Below are 19,628 nucleotides of genomic sequence, written 5' to 3'. Positions count from 1 at the left end.
GGGAAATAATAATTAAAATAACATAATTAAGAAAATGCAGAACAAAGGAATTGTAAAGTTTATCGCACTTCTCCTCATGCTCGTGTGCATATTCTATCTGTCATTCTCTTTCGTGACACGCCACTATGAAAACAAGGCGGCCGCGATGGGCGAAGAGGCAGGACAGGAATATCTCGACTCACTGAAAAACGAGAAAGTGTATTTCGGAACTTACTCGTTGAAGCAATGTCGTGAGATGGAAATCGGTCTCGGACTTGACTTGAAGGGCGGTATGAACGTGATTCTTGAGGTTTCGGTACCCGACGTTGTCGCAGTGCTCGCAGATCACAAGACTGATGCCGCATTTGTAAAATCAATGCAACAAGCGAAGAAGGAGGAAGAGACGAGTCAGGACGACTTCATCTCTCTGTTCATCAAGTACTACAGGCAGAATGCTCCCGGCCACCGTCTGGCAGAGATCTTCGCTACACAACAGATGAAAGGCAAGGTTAGCACCCAGAGCACAGACGCCGAAGTGGAGCGTGCCTTGCGTGCCGAAGTGGAATCTGCCGTAGACAATTCGTTTAACGTTGTGCGTAACCGTATCGATAAGTTCGGCGTTGTTCAGCCCAATATCCAGAAAATGGAAGGCAGTTCCGGCCGTATAATGGTCGAGATGCCGGGTATCCGTGAGCCGGAGCGTGTGCGTAAGCTCCTCCAAGGTAGCGCTAACCTCGAGTTCTGGGAGACATATAACAGCCAGGAGATCGTACCTCTGCTCGCCCAGCTCAACCAGAAGTACGCCGCTGCCGGCAATGTCGCCGATACGGCGTCGGCTGTTACGGCCGCTGTTGAGGCCGACACGGTGAAAGCCGATACCGCCAAGGCGGATATGGCAGCCGCTCTCGGTGCAAAGACCAAGAAAGATGAAAAGACAGCGGGAGCCGGCCAGGCAGAGCTGTTGAAGAAACAGAATCCGTTGTTCTCAGTGCTTCAGCCTTCGCAGGGCCAGAGCCTTAGCGTGGTAGGTTATGCGGTTGCCCGCGACACTGCCGAGGTGAACAAGATAATCTATTCAGACATTGCCGCGCAGGTATTGCCCGCCGACCTCAAACTTCTTTGGAGCGCGAAGCCAGCCGAGTTTGACAAGCGTGCGGAGATTTACGAGCTTAATGCAATCAAGGTCACCGAGCCTTCCGGCCGTGCTCCGCTTGAGGGAGATGTCATCGTGACCGCCAAAGACGGTTTCGACCAGATGGGCCATCCTTGCGTCTCAATGCAGATGAACACCGACGGCGCACGCCGCTGGGCACAGATTACGAAGCAGAACATCGGCCGTGCGGTGGCCATTGTCCTCGACAACACTGTATACAGTGCGCCGCGCGTCAACGGCGAGATTGCCGGAGGCGACTCGCAAATCACCGGTAACTTCACCATTGAAGATACGAAAGACCTTGCCAACACTCTTAATTCAGGTAAGATGCCCGCTCCTACACGTATCGTGCAGGAAGAAGTCGTAGGCCCGTCGCTCGGAGCGCAGTCCATCCAGCAGGGTGTAATCTCGTTTGCTGTCGCTTTCGTGCTGCTGATGATTTACATGCTTGTGCTGTATAACGTCATTCCGGGTATGATGGCAAACATTGCCTTGCTCTTCAACCTCTTCTTCACTTTGGGTATTCTCACGTCGTTCCAGGCCGCGCTTACCATGCCCGGTATTGCCGGTATCGTGCTTGCGCTCGGTATGGCTGTAGACGCCAACGTGCTTATCTATGAGCGTACGAAAGAAGAGCTGCGTGCCGGTCTCAATGTCCGTGAGGCTATGAAGAAAGGATATGCCAACGCATTCTCGGCAATCTTCGACTCAAACCTTACCTCTGTCATCACGGGTATCATCCTGTATGTGTTCGGAACCGGTCCTATCCGCGGATTTGCCACCACATTGATAATAGGTATCTGCTGTTCGTTCTTCACCGCCGTATACATGACACGCCTTGTCTACGAGCATCAGATGAGCCGTGACAAGTGGCTTGACCTCACATTCTCAACCGCTTTCTCGCGCAACATGCTTCAGAACACGAAGATTAACTTCATGGGCATGTCCAAGAAGTCGTTTACCATCTGGGGCGTGGCGGCAGTGTTGTTCGCCGTATGTCTCGGAGTTCGCGGACTGAGCAAGAGCATCGATTTCACCGGAGGACGCAACTATGTCGTGAAACTTGAGAAAAGCGTGGAGCCTGAGCAGATACGTCCCGTATTGCAGGGTGCGTTCGGTGAGGCCAACGTGAGCGTGATATCTCTCGGCACAGACGGCAAGACTATCCGTATATCCACCAACTACAAGATAGAGTCTAACGATCCGAATATCGATGATGAGGCTGAGACAATCCTCTTCAACTCTCTTTCAAAGTCGGGTTTTGTTACCCAGAAGAGTGTCGACGCATTCAAGAATCCCGACGTGCGTGCCGGCGGTTCGATCATCAGCAGCACGAAGGTCGGCCCGTCTGTGGCCAAGGATATCACTTATGGAGCTGTTGTCAGCGTTATATTCGCCTTGATAGCCATCTTCCTGTATATCCTGGTTCGTTTCCATAACGTGGCCTATTCGGTAGGTTCCACGATAGCATTGGCACTTGATGCCCTTGTGGTTATCGGCCTGTATTCGGCTCTTTGGGGACTTCTGCCCATGTCGCTCGAGATAGACCAGACGTTCATCGGCGCCATCCTGACCGTTATCGGATATTCAATCAACGATAAAGTGGTGGTGTTCGACCGTATACGAGAGAACTTCCAGCTTTATCCGAAGCGTGACCGCATGTCACTGTTCAACGATTCGCTGAACCAGACATTGGCCCGTACCATCAATACGTCGGCTACCACTTTGGTCGTGTTGCTCTGCATCTTCCTCCTTGGTGGCGACAGCATCCGCAGCTTCTCGTTCGCGATGTTGCTCGGTGTCATCTTCGGTACTCTGTCCTCGATTTTCATCGCGGCTCCTCTTGCCTATATCATCATGGGCAAGCGTGCCCGCAACGAAGAGCAGGCATAGGCCGTGGCTGTTTGCGACTATGATTGTCGGAAATAACTAATACGATTTTATATATATAACATGCCGGCCGCCGCATCTGTGACAGATGTGGCGGCTTTTTCTTTGCACATAATCCGGCACCGGCTCATGCCGTCAATACGCCGGCCGCCGCTTTGGTCGTGTCGCTCCGAATCTTCCTTCTTGGTGGCGACAGCATCCGCGGCTTCTCGTTCGCGGTGTCGCTCGGTCTGTCATGGAGGATTTCTGGGTGCGATGAATCTTTCTTGCGGCTTTTTATTAATTTTGCAATCGTGATAGGATCATGCTCTTTTCCGGAATCTTCGTAAAAGGAATGTGCATGGCGGCGAATTGTTTTATTAAACAAAGGGTAAAATGAAAAAAATATATTACATGCCGTTGCGGCAGGCCTGCTTGTCATGTTGGCTTTTTGCATGACAGGTTGCCGGTGTTGCTGTTGATATTTCAATAGTTTATAATACTGAAATGAAGTAAGGTTATGAGTATGGAACATAAGGCGTTTATCTTTGACACAGAGACATTCCACAGCGCTATCGAGCCTGTCATGCGGGACAGCGTCGCAAACCCCGAGGTGGCACGGCAGTATATCTGTGAGCATTATGACGGGTTGCAATCCCCATATACGGGAGAGCCCTTGGATGAAGATTGGGAAGACGAGTTTGACGAACCTGACCTTCAGGTGTATTTTGACATTATGCTCACGTCCTGTTATGATGTGGAGGATGATATGGGCTTGGGCTGTTTTTGGGACGCTGTGAATGATGTCATCGGGCAGCTTGACCTATTTGAAGACCCACGGATAGCCGTATTGGGAAGAAGTGTAATGATGGATGGTGTGCAGGTGGATCCCGGTATGATGGGCTTGGGATTGGTGGAAAGTCATGAGATTCCGGATATCCGGAAGGTATTGTCGGATAACCGTGACAGGGCGGAAGCCGTAGAACCGGATGGGTTGCTCCATGATGTGGAGCGTGATGAGTGGCTGGAAGCCTATGACGAATTGTGCGGTGTCTATGAAGAGGCCCTTCGCCGGGAGAAAGGACTTTTGTTCACCTTTTAAGGTGATAGCCTGTTTTTTTGCGGATTCGGTGTCATGCCATGAGGCGGCGTGGCATCGGGGTCGCGTATCACGGAATCGCCGGTATACGCACAGTGTATGGCGGAGCCGCTTACACCTGCCGGTGGTTGTCTTTGCGAAATCTTGGATTTTAAGATTAAGGGGGATATCTTGTGGGCTGTGTACCCCGACCGAGAATCGAACTCGGATCTACTCTTTAGGAGAGAGTTGTTCTATCCATTGAACTATCAGGGCGACATGATGCCTTTCAGGATGCAAAGGTACGGTAAAAAAATGAGTAACCGAAAGAAAAGGATTATTTTTTTCATATCCGTTCGGGTTGGCATGCTGTCGGATAGTTCTTGTATCATGCCGATTGGCGGCTTTGCGTGGCTGGCGTGTGCCGGGTTGTGCTCGATGTTAAAAGGCCTGATGTACGTGCCGCTGCGGCCGGCAGCTGTTTTGCCGATCGGAAATATACATGCCCGCACAGGGCGGTGGATGAAAACCGGAAGTAAAAATAAAGTCAAGTATTTAACACTTTGTTTTTTCGTGAGATAGAAAATAAAAGCGATACGCATCGCGATACACAAAGCGACAGGCCGCTTTCCGGAATGTGACGGAAGGCGGCTTTTTTTTGCAACGGGACACCCGTTGGAGCCCGTTTGGTTGCCGGTTGCGTTGCGTTTAGCGTCCCGTTGGCTTCCATTTAGACGCTAAATGTAACGCAACGGGACGCTAAATGGAAAAAACTGTCGGGTAGGTGAGGCGGGGTTTGCGAGGAAAATATGCGCGGAGGTTGTACCGATTTGATATACAGTGTGTTACGCAAAGTTGTCCAAAACCCGCATATTTCCTGTCTACGGATTTCTATTTTGAAACAGACGAATTATTGGAGCCGTTTTGTAAAGATAATTACACGGCATGGTGGCTCACCCGTCGCTGCAATGAACCGTACACTCCGGATCTTACCGCTGAACTCTTCGCACCCAGATATAATTATCCTTGCGGTCTTTGTGGCTTTTGCCGGAAAAGCGTTATCTTTGCGAAAATAATCATAGTGACATAATCATGAATATAAAATCAATGAGACATTTTCTTACAGCGGTATTGGTGTTTGCCTCGTGCGTCGCGTCGCGGGCACTTGAGGTGGCATCGCCCGACGGGCGGCTTGTTGTGACGGTAGAGGACGACGGCGGCCGGGCGCTGTATTCCGTGACGTATGACGGTCGTGTGATGGTGGAGCGCTCGTCGCTCGGGTTGCGCGCCGATATCGGCGATTTCAGCGCCGCCCTCACGCAGACGGGACACGCCTCTGGAAAGATAGACACGGCGTATGTCATGAGAAACGCCAAGGCGTCCTCGATACGCTATAAGGCCAATACGCTCGATATCTACTACGAGAACGCCGGAAAGCAGCGCATGACGATAAACTTTCGGGTGGCCGATAACGATGTGGCTTTCAGATATTCGTTTCCCATGCAGGGCGAGACGGCATGTATGGTAGTGGAGGGCGAGGCCACGGCCTTCCGCCTGCCCGAAGGCACCACCACATTTATCAGTCCTCAGTCTGACCCGATGGTGGGCTGGAAGCGCACCAAGCCGAGCTACGAGGAGGTGTTCTCGGCCGATGCGAGGATGGACACCCGCTCGCAGTATGGCCGGGGCTATACGTTCCCATGCCTTTTTCATGTGGGCGATAGCGGATGGGTGCTCGTCAGCGAGACCGGCACCACGGGCGGATATGTGGGCTGCCATCTCAGCGACTATGACCCGCAGACGGGATATGCCATAGCTTTCCCTATGGCTGGCGAGGCAAACGGTATCGGGACGACATCGGCCGGCATGGCGCTGCCCGGTTCCACGCCGTGGCGCACGCTCACCGTAGCCGACAACCTGCGGCCGATCGCCGAGACAACCGTGGCCTACGATGTGGTGGAGCCGCTATACGAACCGTCGGAGGAATACCGGCCGGGGCGCTACACGTGGAGCTGGCTGATATGGCAGGACAACTCCATAAACTATAAGGACCAGGTGGCGTTCGTCGACCTGGCCGCCGAGATGGGCTACGAGTATTGCCTGGTGGACAACTTCTGGGACGCTACCATCGGCCGCGAGCGCATAGCCGAGTTGAGCAGGTATGCCCTAGGCAAGGGAGTGGGTCTGCTGTTGTGGTACAACTCGAACGGGTTTGAGAACGACGCGCCGCAGACTCCCAAGAACAGGATGAACACCGTGGCCGCCCGCCGCCGTGAGATGGCATGGCTGAAGAGTATCAGTGTGAAGGGAATAAAGGTCGACTTCTTCGGCGGCGACAAGCAGCATACCATGCAGTTGTATGAAGACATACTGTATGACGCAAACGACTTCGGCCTGCAAGTGGTGTTCCACGGATGCACGCTGCCAAGAGGGTGGGAGCGAATGTATCCCAACTTCGTGGCGAGCGAGGCCGTGCTGGCATCGGAGAATGTGTATTTCTCCGACTGGCATGCGGGCCGCGAGGCTTTCGACCTCACGCTGCATCCCTTCTGCCGCAATGCCGTGGCGGCGATGGACTGGGGCGGCACTATAATGAACAGATACATGTCGCGCGACAACAGGCGGCGTCATCCGCGCCGCACGACGGATGTCTTTGAGATGGCGGCGGCAATAGTGACGCAGACGAGCGTGCAGTGCATAGCCCTGCAACCTAACAATCTCGACGAACTGCCCGCAGCCGGGCTTGACTTCCTGCGCTCCGTGCCCACTGCGTGGGACGAGACGAGGCTCATAGACGGGTACCCGGGCCGTTATGTAGTCATGGCGCGCCGCTCGGGCGACCGCTGGTATGTGGCCGGACTGAACGCCACAGCCCGTCCGCTCACCCTCACGCTCGATCTTCCCATGATGGCCGGCAAGGCCGTAAGCGTTTATTCTGACAAACCGGCAAGGACGGAAATCGAGGCCGAAATGACGCTTAAGGAGGCGAAAGTGAGCGGTAAGGGCAAACTGAAAATCACCATGCAGCCCAACGGAGGAGCGGTGGTGATGTAAGAGCGCGTGGATTTTCAAAATTATTTTCCGGGGTTCAATACGGGAAAGCCAAGTTCGTAGTGTCGCTTAAGCCGGAAATTTCAACTGCTTGATGTTGTTTTTGTGCTTGCTTGTTGGATCCGCACAGTCACAATGACCGTTAATAATGTTAATAAAAGTTATTTCGGGGGGGTGAAATGTAATTATGTCTAAATTCGTTACCTTTGCATACATAAATTAATGACATAAAAATAGGCTTGCCTTAATATAAAACAGATATGCACATAGGAAACAGAATAAAGGAGGTGCTCTTTGAGCAAGGACACAACGCATGCTGGCTGGCAGAGAGAATACCTTGCGAACGCTCTAACGTTTACCATATCTTCAAGCGTAATGATTTGGGAGTGTCGTTGCTCTTCTCGATATCCAGAATACTGAACCATGATTTTTTCTCTGAACTGTCGGCTCAGTTTAACGGAAATACCCCGCAGGAATGACAAAACAGTCATTCCTGCGGGGTTTTTATGGTATGTTTTAAACCTTTTGTCGCTCTCATCGTCCAATAAAGCGTTATGAATCGAATAGTATTGGTATTGATGATGATGATGAGTGCGGTTGCGGCAGTGGCCCAAGGCACCGTCAAGGGAAAGGTTGTAGACAGGCAGACCAATGAAGTGCTGCCCTTTGTGAATATCCGTGTGTCGTGGCAGGCCACCGGCAAGATGGTCAAGGGAGCCATAACCGATGAGCGCGGACACTTCAATGTCACCGGACTGGCAAAGGGAGACTATGTGCTCACGGTGTCTTTCGTGGGCTACAAGAACGCCACACGCAACTTTTCCATTACAGACAAGGCAAAGGCCGTGTCTTATCCCATGATATATATAGGTGAGGATTCGCGGACGTTGAAAGAGGTGAAGGTCACCGGTCAGCGGTCGCAGATGAAGCTTGAGGTAGACCGCAAGACCTTCTCGGTAGACCAGGTGCTCGCGGCGGCAGGAGGCTCGGCAAGCGATCTGCTCGAAAGCATACCGTCGGTCGAAGTAACCACCGACGGCGAAATATCGTTGCGGGGCAATTCCAGCGTAGAGGTCTGGATAAACGGAAAGGCCAGCGGGCTTACAACCGACAACCGTGCGGAGATCCTTCAGCAGATACCCGCGGAGAGCATAGAGAAGATCGAGGTGATAGACAACCCGAGCGCGAAATACAGTCCGGAGGGTTCGGCCGGCATAATAAACATCGTGCTCAAACGAGACCGCAAGGCGGGATACTACGGATCGGCGCGTGCGGGAATGAACACCATGGGCGGCTGGCAGGCAGGAGCCAACATAAACTATTCGAGCGGAGTGCTCGATGCCTTTGCGAACCTCGGCTACCGCTCGCGCAAAAACAAGGGCGGCTCCCTCAGTGAGCAGACATATACGGAAAAAAACACGTATCAGAACTATGAGGCTGAAGACGACCACAACGGAAAGAACCTTTTCGCCCGTGCCGGACTGACGTGGCACTTCACCAAGAAAGACGACATCTCGCTATCCGGAATGACCATGATCGGCAAGCGTGACAACCTGTCTCTCACTCCATATCACTATGGAACGGTGGGTAGCCCGATGGATTCTCACGTGATGTTCCGCCGCAGCGAGGGCAGCGGAGACATGAACATGTATAACGCGGAACTTGGATATACACACACGTTCACCGACAAGCACAAGATAGATTTCAGCCTGTCGTATAACAAATGGAAGAACGATGACAGCAATTACTACCGCGACAGCACCACATACTTCGACCCGGTGGCGCCCACGGCGTATGCGTACCAGTACAGGCCGATGCTCATCAACAACAATTCGTGGGAGGCAAAGCTCGACTATGAGAACCAGATCACGGAGAACATAAAGGTCGAGGCGGGATACAGCGGGCGCTTCTCGCACGAGAACACGCCGCAGGAACTGTGGGAAGACAATGCCAACTGGGACGGACACGACATGGCGCAGAAGCGTGATTACTTCAACCGCTTCATCTACGACATGGATACCCACGCGCTGTATGCCACCATGACGACGAAGCTCGGCAAGCTCGGCGTCATGGCCGGACTGCGCGGAGAGTACTGGAAAGTGAACACGGAGAGCTATGATTACGACCAGGAACACGACGCTTCGCTGCGCGACGAGCCTTTCAAGAAAGACTACTTCCAGCTCTTCCCGAGCCTTTTCCTCAACTATCCTCTCACCGAGACATCACAGTTGCAGCTTAATTACACACGTCGTCTGCGCCGTCCTTGGGGCGGACAGCTCAATAATTTCAGGAACACGCGCGACGCGTCTATGGTGTCTTTCGGTAATCCCGAACTGACACCCGAGTATACCAACTCGTTTTCGCTCAACTACTTGAAGACATGGACAGACCATACACTGTCTCTGGGAGCGTACTATCGTCCCACTACGGATGTGATACAGAGCGTCCGCTGGAACGTGGACGGTGTCATGTACTCGACACACGAAAACGTGACGGGCAGCCGGAGCGCCGGTATGGAGCTGATATTGAAAGACAAACTGTTCCGCATTCTCGACCTGACTACTACCCTGAACGCTTATTACTACAAGCTCGACGGTTTCAGCTACGAGATTGACGGGGCGACGGTAACCGGCGAACCGGACGAGAATTTCTCGTGGGACGCACGTGTTCTGGCCGGTTTGATACTTCCCTACGACATATCCTTGCAGGCAACGGGCAACTACCGGTCGCGCAGTGTCATCACGCAGGGACACCGCAAGCCCACCGCCAGCCTCGATTTGGGAGTCCGCAAGTCGTTGTTCAACAAGATGTTCACACTGTCTGTGAACTGGCGCGACGTGTTCGGAACCCGTAAGTGGGAGACGTTTACCGCCGGCGATGACTTCACCCGTCATCAGAAGAACTGGCGCGACCCGAGGGTCAACTTCGTGCTGACGTGGAATTTCGGAAACATGAGCAGTTCGAAGAAGAGGCAGCGGCAGGAAGAGTCGGGCACCGACGACGACATGCAGGGTGGCTACGGCGGCTATGAGTAACGAAAAAGCGTGACCGTGCTTCACAACACGGCCACGCGGCAAACTTCAAACAACTTCGAAAAGAAATTTGTATAGCTTTATAATCGAGGGAATCGGATAGCTCTTACGGCTTCCGGTTCCTTTCTTTTATGTCTGGTGAACGGCTGTCCACGATATTTCCAGTAATGTGGCAGATAGCCGATACCTTTCTATAATTATCTGATGAACAGCAGTTCTCGGTATTTCGGGAGTGTCCACAGGTTGTCTTCCACTATCAGTTCGAGTTTGTCAATCTCCTTGCGTATGTCTTCCAGCCGTGACGCCACGGTGTCGTGGTAGGCAATCGCCTTGTCGTGCTCGTTGCTGATGCGGTTTGCCACCTTGCGTGCAGCCACCAGTCCGGCCACTCCTTGCTCTATCTTTGCCGTGCGCTCGGCAATCTCTTCAATGAGTCTCATGTTGCGTGCGCTCAGTCTTTCGGCCTTGTCAGTGTCGAAAACGCTACGCATCCCCTGCACGTTCTTTATCAACCGGCTCTGGTAGTGGGTAGCTACCGGTATGATATGGTTCAGCGACAGGTCGCCCATCACACGCGCTTCTATCTGTATTCTCTTCGTGTAGGTATCCCATTTCACCTCGTTCCGTGCTTCGAGTTCCTTCCTTGTCATCACGTTCAGGCTCTCAAACATATCCACGCTTGCATCGTCGAGATAACGCTCGAAGATCACAGGACAGCTCTTCTCGCAGTCGAGGCCCCGTCTTCCGGCTTCTTCCACCCACTCGTCGCTGTATCCGTTGCCGTCAAACCGTATCGGTTTGCATGCCTTTATGTCCTCGCGCACAATGTCTATGATGGCACTTGTCTTGTCTTCACCTTTCTCTATCAGTGCGTCCACACGGCGTTTGAAGTCAGATAACGCTTCCGCCACGGCCGAGTTGAGGACAATCATGGCCGACGCGCAGTTGGCCTCGCTGCCTACTGCCCGGAATTCAAAGCGGTTTCCGGTGAACGCGAACGGGCTTGTGCGGTTGCGGTCGGTATTGTCTATGAGCAGTTCCGGTATCTCGGGAATATCAAGTTTGAGTCCCTGTTTGCCCATGAGTCCGAACAGGTCGTCTTTGTCCGCCAGCTCGATGTGGTCGAGCAGCTCGCTGAGTTGTTTGCCGAGGAATGACGAAATGATGGCAGGTGGCGCCTCGTTGGCTCCCAACCGGTGTGCGTTCGTGGCGCTCATGATGCTCGCTTTGAGCAGGCCGTTGTGCCGGTATACTCCCATCAGCGTCTCTACTATGAACACCACGAAGCGCAAGTTGTCCATAGGCGACTTTCCCGGGGCATGAAGCAGCACTCCGTTGTCTGCGCTCAGGCTCCAGTTGTTGTGCTTGCCCGAGCCGTTTATGCCGGCGAACGGTTTTTCGTGGAGCAATGCCCGGAAGCCGTGCTTGCGGGCGATACGTTTCATCAGCGACATGAGCAGCATGTTATGGTCTACCGCCAGGTTGGTCTCCTCGAATATCGGAGCCAGCTCAAACTGGTTTGGCGCCACCTCGTTGTGTCTCGTCTTGCATGGTATTCCCAGTTCGAGGGCACGTATCTCGAGGTCTTTCATGAAAGCCTGCACCCTGTCCGGTATGGTTCCGAAGTAGTGGTCGTCCATCTGCTGGTTCTTCGCGCTTTCGTGCCCCATCAGCGTGCGGCCGGTGAGCATCAGGTCGGGGCGCGCCGAGTACAGTCCCTCGTCTACGAGAAAGTACTCCTGTTCCCATCCCAGGTTGCTGCGAACGCCTTTCACCTCGGGGTCGAAATACCTGCAAACATCCGTCGCCGCCACATTGACCGCATGCAGGGCTCGTAGTAGCGGCGCCTTGTAGTCGAGCGCCTCTCCTGTGTATGATATGAATACCGTGGGTATGCAGAGCGTGTCATCCATTATGAATACCGGCGAAGTGGGGTCCCATGCCGAGTATCCCCGCGCCTCGAACGTGTTTCTTATTCCTCCGTTGGGGAACGAGCTTGCGTCCGGTTCCTGCTGCACGAGCAGCTTCCCGCTGAAGTTTTCCATCATGCCTCCCTTTCCGTCGTGCTCCGTGAAGGCGTCGTGCTTCTCGGCTGTTCCCTCCGTCAGTGGCTGGAACCAGTGGGTGTAGTGGGTCGCCCCGTTTTCCGTTGCCCATTGCTTCATGCCCGCCGCCACCGCGTCGGCTATCGAGCGGTCGAGCCTTGTGCCGTTGTCTATCACGTCTATGAGCTTGGCATATACGTCGGCCGGCAGATACTTGTACATCTTATGCCTGTTGAACACGTATTTGCCGAAATACTCCGATGGTCGTTCCGCCGGTGTCTTTACTTCTGCGGCCTGCTTTTTGAAAGCCTCTTCTACTACCTTAAATCTTAAATTTACCATTGTTCTCGTTGCTTTTTTTGATGGATAACCGTGTTTTATTTTGTGTTTGTGTGACTGTAATGTTATACTTGTGCTGTGGTGTAGAGGCTTTGTTGGCGTTGAGATATTGTGGCGGAACTGTCCCGAAAGCGTTTTCCCGGTGCTATATGCACCTTTTCATTATTCTTTCCATAGCCCGTTCGCAGTCGCCTCTGTCTCCGAAAGCGGTCAGTCTTACGTAGCCTTCTCCGCTCGGGCCGAAGCCCACTCCCGGCGTACATACCACATGGGCGTTGTAAAGCATCTGCTCGAAAAAGCGCCAGCTGCTTTCTCCGTCGGGTGTCTTTACCCACAGATAGGGAGAGTTGCGTCCGCCGTAGACATCGAGACCGAGACCGGTCAGCGTTTCAAGCATTATCCCCGCATTTTCCATGTAGTAGCCTATCGTGGCCTTCACCTGCTCCTTTCCCTCGGGCGAGTACGTGGCTTCGGCCGCCCGTTGGCTGATGTAGCTCGTGCCGTTGAACTTGGTACATTGCCTGCGGTACCACAACCTGTGCAGCGATATGCGCCGCTTTCCGTCGAGCGTCCCTGCCGTCAGTTCTTTCGGCACCACGGTATAGCCGCATCTTATGCCCGTGAACCCGGCTGTTTTCGAGTAGCTCCTGAACTCTATCGCAACCTTGCGGGCACCCTTTATCTCATATATGGAGTGGGGTATGTCGTCGTCCTGTATGTAAGCCTCGTATGCCGCGTCGTAGAATATGAGCGTGTCGTTCTTCAATGCGTAGTTCACCCACTTGCGCAGCTCGTCTTTCGATATCACCGTGCCCGTCGGGTTGTTTGGATAGCAGAGGTATATAATGTCTACCCGTCGGTCGGGTATCTGCGGCACGAAGTTGTTCTCTGCCGTGCACGGCATGTATATCACGTTGCTCCACCTGCCGTTTTCCACCAGTCCCGCCCGTCCTATCATCACGTTCGAGTCGATATATACCGGATATATGGGGTCTGTCACGCCTATGCTGTTGTCCCACCTGACCAGCTCCTGTATGTTTCCCGTGTCGCTCTTGGCACCGTCGTTGATGAAAATCTCGCTCGGGTCGAGCCTTATTCCCCTCGGCATGAAGTCGTGCTTCACTATCGCCTCGCGCAGGAAAGCATATCCCTGCTCGGGTCCGTAGCCCCTGAATGTGTCTTTGCGGCCCAGTTCGTCGACCGCCTTGTGCATGGCTTCCGTCACCGCCGGGCATACAGGCCTTGTCACGTCGCCTATTCCAAGGCTGATAAGATCGGCCTGCGGGTGCGACACCTTGAATGCGTTCACCTTCTTGGCGATATCCGCAAACAGATAGTTGTCCGGCAGTTTGAGGAAGTGCTCGTTTACTAATGCCATATCGTTCCTTTCTATATGTTGTTTGAAGTTTTGCCGTATGTTGTCATGATTGGTGCGGGACATGGCCGGAGACCTTGCCCTTCATGGCCTGTCTTCCTGCGGAATGTCTGCCTGTCCCTCGAAAACAAACTCCGCCGGTCCCGTCATGTACACATGGTTGTCGGTCTCGTTCCATTCTATTTCGAGCCGTCCGCCGTCCATCACAATGCCGCATCGTCTTCCGGCGCGTCCCGTGACGGCCGCCGCCACAGCCGTGGCGCACGCTCCCGTGCCGCAGGCGAGGGTTATTCCGCTGCCCCGTTCCCACACCCGTGTGCGGATGTCGCCGTCGGGCAGCACCTCCGCGAACTCGATATTGCACCGCTCCGGAAATATGGGATGGCGTTCGAGCGCCGCCCCGCTCCGGGCGATGTCACAACTACTGATGTTATCCGTGAATACAACGAAGTGTGGGTTGCCCATCGATACGAACGTGCCTGTGTATTTGCGGCCGTCGGCCTCGATGGCAGCTTCTGTCAGTCTGCCCTCTTCGTTTCCTACCTTAGTCTTGTCGCTGAGTGCCGGCTCGAGCATGTCTACCGTCACACTGTCCACCGTATCGTCTTTCCTTGTGTGAAGCCGCAGTGTCTTCATGCCTGATAGAGTGTGCAGTCTTATCTCTTTTTTACGGGTGATGCCTTTGTCGTAGAGATATTTGCCGATGCAGCGGGCCGCGTTTCCGCACATGAGGGCTTCCGAACCGTCGGCGTTGAATATCCTCATCGTGAAGCCGGTATCTCCGGTTCCGCTTCTGCCTATCAGCACAAGCCCGTCGCTTCCGATGCCGGTGTGCGGCCTGCTCCATGCCTTTGCCACGGCCTGTGGGTTGCTGATGCGGTATATCGACGTGTCCACGTATATATAATCGTTGCCCGCTCCGTGCATCTTCGTAAATCTGACAGTATGTGCCATGCCGTAAACTTTTTGACGTTAAACACCGTTTTGTTATTCGTTCATGCCGCAAAGTTACAGAGATTGGCGATAAAACTGGCTTAAATGGCGGCGTTTTCATCAACTTTTAATCAAAAAGTAGTGATTTGTAAGTTTTATGCCGGCTTTTCATTTTAATTTAAAACATGTCCCGCTTGTAATAAATGCCTTTATAAGCCGGCCGCGGCAATTCATGCCATAGCGGTATCAATGTGCTCTCTGCCGCTGTCTTGAAGCGGCATCAGGTGTCCCGGCTTTGGTCTGTCAGCGGTCCGGAATATTTAAGTTGCTTTAACGAAAAAGTCTATAATGTAAGGGAAATATCAGACCAATTATTTCATTGTGTGCGATTTTAGTGCTATTTTTGCACGCAAAGAAATTCCCCGGGGCTGTCTCGGCCGCTTTGCCAGTGGACGATGCGAGGCCGCTGCCGGCCGCGGATATACTGCCGGATTGTCGTTTCGGGCGACGTACATCCGCCCGTTGCGGCCGGTGATGTTCTTTTCGTAATTTCGATTTATAACATAATATATGGACGATATTATAATAATCATCGCACTCATACTTCTCAACGGCGTGTTCTCCATGTCGGAAGTCGCTCTTATATCGGCACGGAAATCCAAGCTCGCGGCCGATGCCAAGGACGGCAGCAGAAATGCCGCAACGGCTCTTGAACTGTCAAATGAACCAGACCGTTTCCTGTCGACCGTACAGATAGGAATAACGTTGATAGGCATACTTACCGGTTTGTTTTCAGGCGCCACTATCGCTACCGACCTCGGCAATTATCTTGCCGGTCTGGGTGTAGCTCCGAAACTGGCGTTGAGCCTCTCGAAAGTTGTGATAGTCACCGTGGTCACCTATATGTCTATAGTCGTCGGTGAGCTTGTCCCCAAGCGTATAGGTCTCGGCCGTGCCGATGCCATAGCCAAGATTGTGGCCGGCCCGATGAAGCTGCTGTCCGTGTTCACTTTCCCGATAGTGTGGCTTCTGTCTTTTTCCACATCCGCTATAGTAAAGTTGCTGTGCATCGGCGATAACACGTCGAAGGTGACGGAAGATGAAATCAAGTCGCTCATCCAGGAGGGAACCGACTCGGGAGAGGTGCGTGAGGTGGAACAGGACATCATGGAGCGTGCCCTCGTGCTCGGCGACTGCAGTATAGAGGTCATCATGACGAGCCGCAAGGATGTGTCGTGTCTTACGGTAGACATGGATGAGGAAAGTGTCCGCAAGGTTCTCGCCGAAGATCTGCACTCCTCTTATCCCGTGTTTGACAAGGAAAAGGAAGACATCTGCGGCGTCATATCTCTAAAGAGGCTCATGCTCACGCTCGGGTCTGCCGACTTCAACATAGAGAAAGAGCTGACGCCCGGTATGTTCCTGCCTGAGACGATGACCGTCTACGACGCTCTCGACACGTTCAAGCGGGGTGGCGAGCATATAGGTCTCGTATACGACGAGTATGGCTGCTTCCAAGGTATAGTCACGCTGCGCGACATTCTCGGAGGCCTTGTTGGCGACATTCCGCAGGGCATCGACGGGCCGGCCATCGTGAAACGCCACGACAGAGAGGAGTGGCTCGTCGACGGGCAGTGCATGATATACGATTTTCTCTCCTATTTCGACAGGGAAGATCTCTACGAGCCGGCGTCTTACACCACCGTGGGAGGTCTTGTGATGGAGAGCTTGCGCCGTGTGCCCGCCGAAGGAGACGTGTTCACTTGGGGCTGTTTCAAGTTCGAGGTGGTCGATATGGATAAGGTGCGCATCGACAAAATCGCTGTCTCCATGATATGCGAGGAGGCCGCTTCCGATTCGGAATAATATTTACAAAGAGCTTCTCATGTTTCGCTTGTTTTAAAATTAAAGTCCCGTGGTCGCAAAAACACGGGTTATGAGAGTTTTTTGTTCAAGTGCCTGTATTCCAGTGTCGTACATGGCATGCGCCTGCTTGCGGTACACGACCGGCCTCATCTGTCAGGCATGTTTTTTCCGTTTAGCGTCCCGTTGCGCTGCGTTTAGCGTCTAAATGGAAGCCAACGGGACGCTAAACGCAACGCAACCGGCAACCAATCGCACTACAACGGGCATCCCGTTGCAGAAAAAGCCGCCTCCCGACATATTCCGGAAGGCGGCATATCGTATTGTATATATCGGTGTTTATCGTTTCCGTTTTCTATTTCAAGAAAAAACAAAGTGTTAAATCCATGACATTATTCTTACATGTCGCATGTTTTTTTGTTTATCTCACCGTCAGTTTCACCGTTTTCAGCCGTCGGCTGTCGGGACCTGTCATGATGCTGAAATCGCCCGGTTCGAGCACGTGCCTCAACTCGCTGTTGTAGAATTTCAGCATGTCGGGCGTGATGTCGAACGTCACCTCGCGGCTCTCTCCCGCTTTGAGGTGTATTCTTTGAAAGCCTTTCAGCTCTTTTACGGGGCGGCTTATCGACGCCACACGGTCACGGATATATAACTGCACCACTTCGTCGGCATCCCTGTCGCCCGTGTTTTTCACTGTCACAGTGGCTTTAACGCCTCCGTTCCGCTCCATGGTCGCGGCGCTGAGGCGCGGCTCGCCGTATTCGAAGGAGGTGTAGCTCAGCCCGTAGCCGAAAGGATATAGCGGGTCGTTGCGCACGTCGAGATAGTTGTTGCGGAACTTGTAGTAGCGCTTCGCTCCCTCTTCCACCGGTCGTCCCGAGCTGAGGTGGTTGTAGTACAGCGGTTCCTGGCCGGTAGCTCTGGGCATCGACACCGTCAACCGGCCGCAGGGCGTCTTGTCGCCGAACAGCACATCGCATATTGCGTGGGCCGCCTCCGAGCCACCGAACCATACGTTCATTATCGCCTGCACGTTGTCTTGCTCCCATGTGAGTACCGTCGGGCGTCCGGAGAAATTTAGCAGTACTACCGGTTTGCCCGTTTTCACGAGCTCGGCGAGCAGCGCCGCCTGTACGTCGGGCATGGCCAGCTTGGCGCGGCTCGAACTCTCGCCCGTCATTTCCGCCGTCTCGCCCATGGCGCATACTATCACGTCCGCTTGCCGTGCCACTGCCAGCGCCTCCGCCTTCATGAGCGCGTCGTCGCCTCGCTTTATGGCCTTTCCGAACTCACCGTCTTTCTGTTGCCGCTCGTCGGCTGTGATGTTGCAGCCCTGTGCGTATAGCAGTTCGGCCTTTCCGCCGAGTGCTTGTGCCATGCTCTCTCTCAGAGTCGAGTACCGTTCGGGCGTGTATGCCACGCACCACGTGCCCGCCATGTTCGAACGGGTGTCGGCCAACGGCCCTATGAGCGCTATCCGGCCTTCTTTTTTCAGCGGCAACGTGCCGTTGTCGTTTTTCAGCAGCACGAAAGTCTCGGCTGCTATGTCACGTGCCGCAGCCCTGTTTTCGGCGGTGAATATGTCTTTCTTGCGACGTTTCGGGTCGCAGTATTTATACGGGTTGTCAAACAGTCCGAGCCTGTATTTCGCTTCCAGGACCCTGCGGCATGCCCTGTCTACGGCCTCGGCGCTCACACGTCCGTCGAGTACGCTCTGCTCAAGCGTGCCGATATATCCCCTGGAACACATGTCCATGTCTGTACCGGCGTTGAGAGCCTGTGCCGAAGCGTCGGCGAGGTCTTCCGCCGTGCCGTGCTTTATGATTTCCTTTATCGACTCATAGTCGGTTACCAGCATCCCGTCAAATCCCCATTCTCCGCGCAGCACGTCGGTCATGAGCCACTTGTTGGCCGTGGCCGGGATGCAGTCGACCACGTTGAACGACGACATCACGCTGCCCACGCCCGCCTCCACGGCAGCCTTATATGGCGGCAGGTACTGGTTGTACATCCGCACCCGGCTCATGTCTGCCATGCTGTAATCCCTGCCGGCCTCGGCGGCACCGTACATGGCATAGTGTTTGAGGCATGCCATGATGTTGTCGGCACGGCTGTAGTCGCCCTGATAGCCGCGTACCATGGCGGCTGCCATGCGTGAGCCGAGATACGGATCCTCACCGTTACCCTCGCTGATGCGTCCCCACCGCGCGTCGAGAGCGATGTCGGCCATCGGGCTGAACGTCCAGCAGATACCGTCGGCGCTGGCCTCACGGGCGGCGATGCGTGCCGAGCGTTCCACGGCCGCCGTGTCCCACGAGCACGACAGGGCGAGCGGGATTGGAAATATCGTCTCGTATCCGTGTATCACGTCCATGCCGACGATGAGCGGGATGCCGAGCCGGCTCTTCCGCACGGCTATCTCTTGCAATGCCCTTATCTTGTCTGTTCCCTTGACGTTGAATACTCCGCCGACGTCGCCGGCGGCGATGCTTCCGCTGACCTCGGTGTTAATCTCGGCTCCTGTCACTATCTCGCCGGCGGGAAGCAGGTTCAGCTGCCCTATCTTTTCGCGCAGGGTCATCTTGCGCATCAGTCCGGATATGAAGCCGTCCATTGTCTTGTCGCTTGCGGGCAAAGACGTGCCGAGCATCGCCAGGACTGCGGCCAGTAATATTCTTCTCATTGTATTGCTTTTTGGTTGATGGTAGTCTTAATGTTCGCAAAGATACTCATAAATCCGCATATACGGCATTTCCGTATACCTGAAAATGGCAGCCTGCGTGTGCGGATGTGTACAGCCCGCCACGCATAATGGCGCATTGTCATGATTCTTTTGTATGGCTGTTGTCGTAAAAGCTGCGTGCCGTGCGTTAATTTCTGATAAATGGAAGCATGATTACGGAAAAAA

11 protein-coding genes and 1 tRNA gene are annotated in these 19,628 nt (G+C 53.8%); 6 read left to right on the top strand and 6 right to left on the bottom strand.

Going from position 1 to position 19,628, the window contains the following annotated elements; translation table 11 throughout:
* The first annotated feature begins 34 nt into the window (after nucleotides 1-34).
* Complete coding sequence (secDF, locus tag HPS53_RS10525) at nucleotides 35-3,025, top strand: protein translocase subunit SecDF (protein WP_172206107.1); 2,991 nt, start codon at nucleotides 35-37, stop codon at nucleotides 3,023-3,025.
* 124 nt (nucleotides 3,026-3,149) lie between these two features.
* On the opposite strand, the gene HPS53_RS10520 is transcribed toward secDF, so the two are convergent.
* A complete protein-coding gene (locus tag HPS53_RS10520; RefSeq protein ID WP_172206105.1) occupies nucleotides 3,150-3,491 on the bottom strand; it encodes a hypothetical protein in 342 nt (113 codons plus the stop codon).
* Nucleotides 3,492-3,521: 30 nt separating this feature from the next.
* Here HPS53_RS10520 and HPS53_RS10515 point away from each other — a divergent pair, with 30 nt between their 5' ends.
* Nucleotides 3,522-4,103 (top strand): hypothetical protein, encoded by a 582-nt coding sequence (locus tag HPS53_RS10515; protein WP_172206103.1) that lies wholly within the window; start codon nucleotides 3,522-3,524, stop codon nucleotides 4,101-4,103.
* A gap of 180 nt (nucleotides 4,104-4,283) precedes the next feature.
* Here HPS53_RS10515 and HPS53_RS10510 read toward each other — a convergent pair.
* Nucleotides 4,284-4,355, bottom strand: a tRNA-Arg gene (locus tag HPS53_RS10510).
* Between the two features lie 831 nt (nucleotides 4,356-5,186).
* Here HPS53_RS10510 and HPS53_RS10505 point away from each other — a divergent pair.
* The 3 genes from HPS53_RS10505 (at nucleotide 5,187) to HPS53_RS10495 (ending at nucleotide 10,165) form a co-directional block, all read left to right on the top strand.
* Nucleotides 5,187-7,133: a glycoside hydrolase family 97 protein gene (locus tag HPS53_RS10505; protein WP_172206155.1), complete on the top strand. Its 1,947-nt coding sequence runs from the start codon at nucleotides 5,187-5,189 to the stop codon at nucleotides 7,131-7,133.
* Nucleotides 7,134-7,390: 257 nt separating this feature from the next.
* A complete protein-coding gene (locus tag HPS53_RS10500; protein ID WP_104370107.1) occupies nucleotides 7,391-7,609 on the top strand; it encodes a hypothetical protein in 219 nt (72 codons plus the stop codon).
* 75 nt (nucleotides 7,610-7,684) lie between these two features.
* Nucleotides 7,685-10,165 carry a TonB-dependent receptor domain-containing protein gene (locus tag HPS53_RS10495; RefSeq protein ID WP_172206101.1) on the top strand — a complete coding sequence of 827 codons (2,481 nt, stop codon included), beginning with the start codon at nucleotides 7,685-7,687 and terminating at the stop codon, nucleotides 10,163-10,165.
* A gap of 194 nt (nucleotides 10,166-10,359) precedes the next feature.
* On the opposite strand, the gene HPS53_RS10490 is transcribed toward HPS53_RS10495, so the two are convergent.
* The 3 genes from HPS53_RS10490 to dapF all read right to left on the bottom strand — a co-directional run bounded on the left by HPS53_RS10490 (nucleotide 10,360) and on the right by dapF (nucleotide 14,875).
* Nucleotides 10,360-12,549, bottom strand: coding sequence for a glutamine synthetase III (locus tag HPS53_RS10490; RefSeq protein ID WP_172206099.1), 2,190 nt, complete (start codon nucleotides 12,547-12,549; stop codon nucleotides 10,360-10,362).
* Between the two features lie 142 nt (nucleotides 12,550-12,691).
* Nucleotides 12,692-13,924, bottom strand: coding sequence for an LL-diaminopimelate aminotransferase (locus HPS53_RS10485; protein ID WP_172206097.1), 1,233 nt, complete (start codon nucleotides 13,922-13,924; stop codon nucleotides 12,692-12,694).
* A gap of 81 nt (nucleotides 13,925-14,005) precedes the next feature.
* Nucleotides 14,006-14,875, bottom strand: a complete 870-nt coding sequence (gene dapF, locus HPS53_RS10480) for a diaminopimelate epimerase (protein WP_172206095.1) — start codon at nucleotides 14,873-14,875, stop codon at nucleotides 14,006-14,008.
* Between the two features lie 549 nt (nucleotides 14,876-15,424).
* Between dapF and HPS53_RS10475 the strand changes: the two genes are divergently transcribed.
* Complete coding sequence (locus HPS53_RS10475; protein ID WP_172206093.1) at nucleotides 15,425-16,720, top strand: hemolysin family protein; 1,296 nt, start codon at nucleotides 15,425-15,427, stop codon at nucleotides 16,718-16,720.
* Nucleotides 16,721-17,138: 418 nt separating this feature from the next.
* On the opposite strand, the gene bglX is transcribed toward HPS53_RS10475, so the two are convergent.
* Nucleotides 17,139-19,403 (bottom strand): beta-glucosidase BglX, encoded by a 2,265-nt coding sequence (bglX, locus tag HPS53_RS10470; protein WP_172206091.1) that lies wholly within the window; start codon nucleotides 19,401-19,403, stop codon nucleotides 17,139-17,141.
* Nucleotides 19,404-19,628 lie beyond the last annotated feature (225 nt).

The organism is Prevotella sp. PTAC, from assembly GCF_013166535.1.
GTDB lineage: Bacteria > Bacteroidota > Bacteroidia > Bacteroidales > Bacteroidaceae > Prevotella.
The sequence above is the reverse complement of the archived record's forward strand: the minus strand, read 5'-3'. Positions and strand labels throughout refer to the sequence as shown.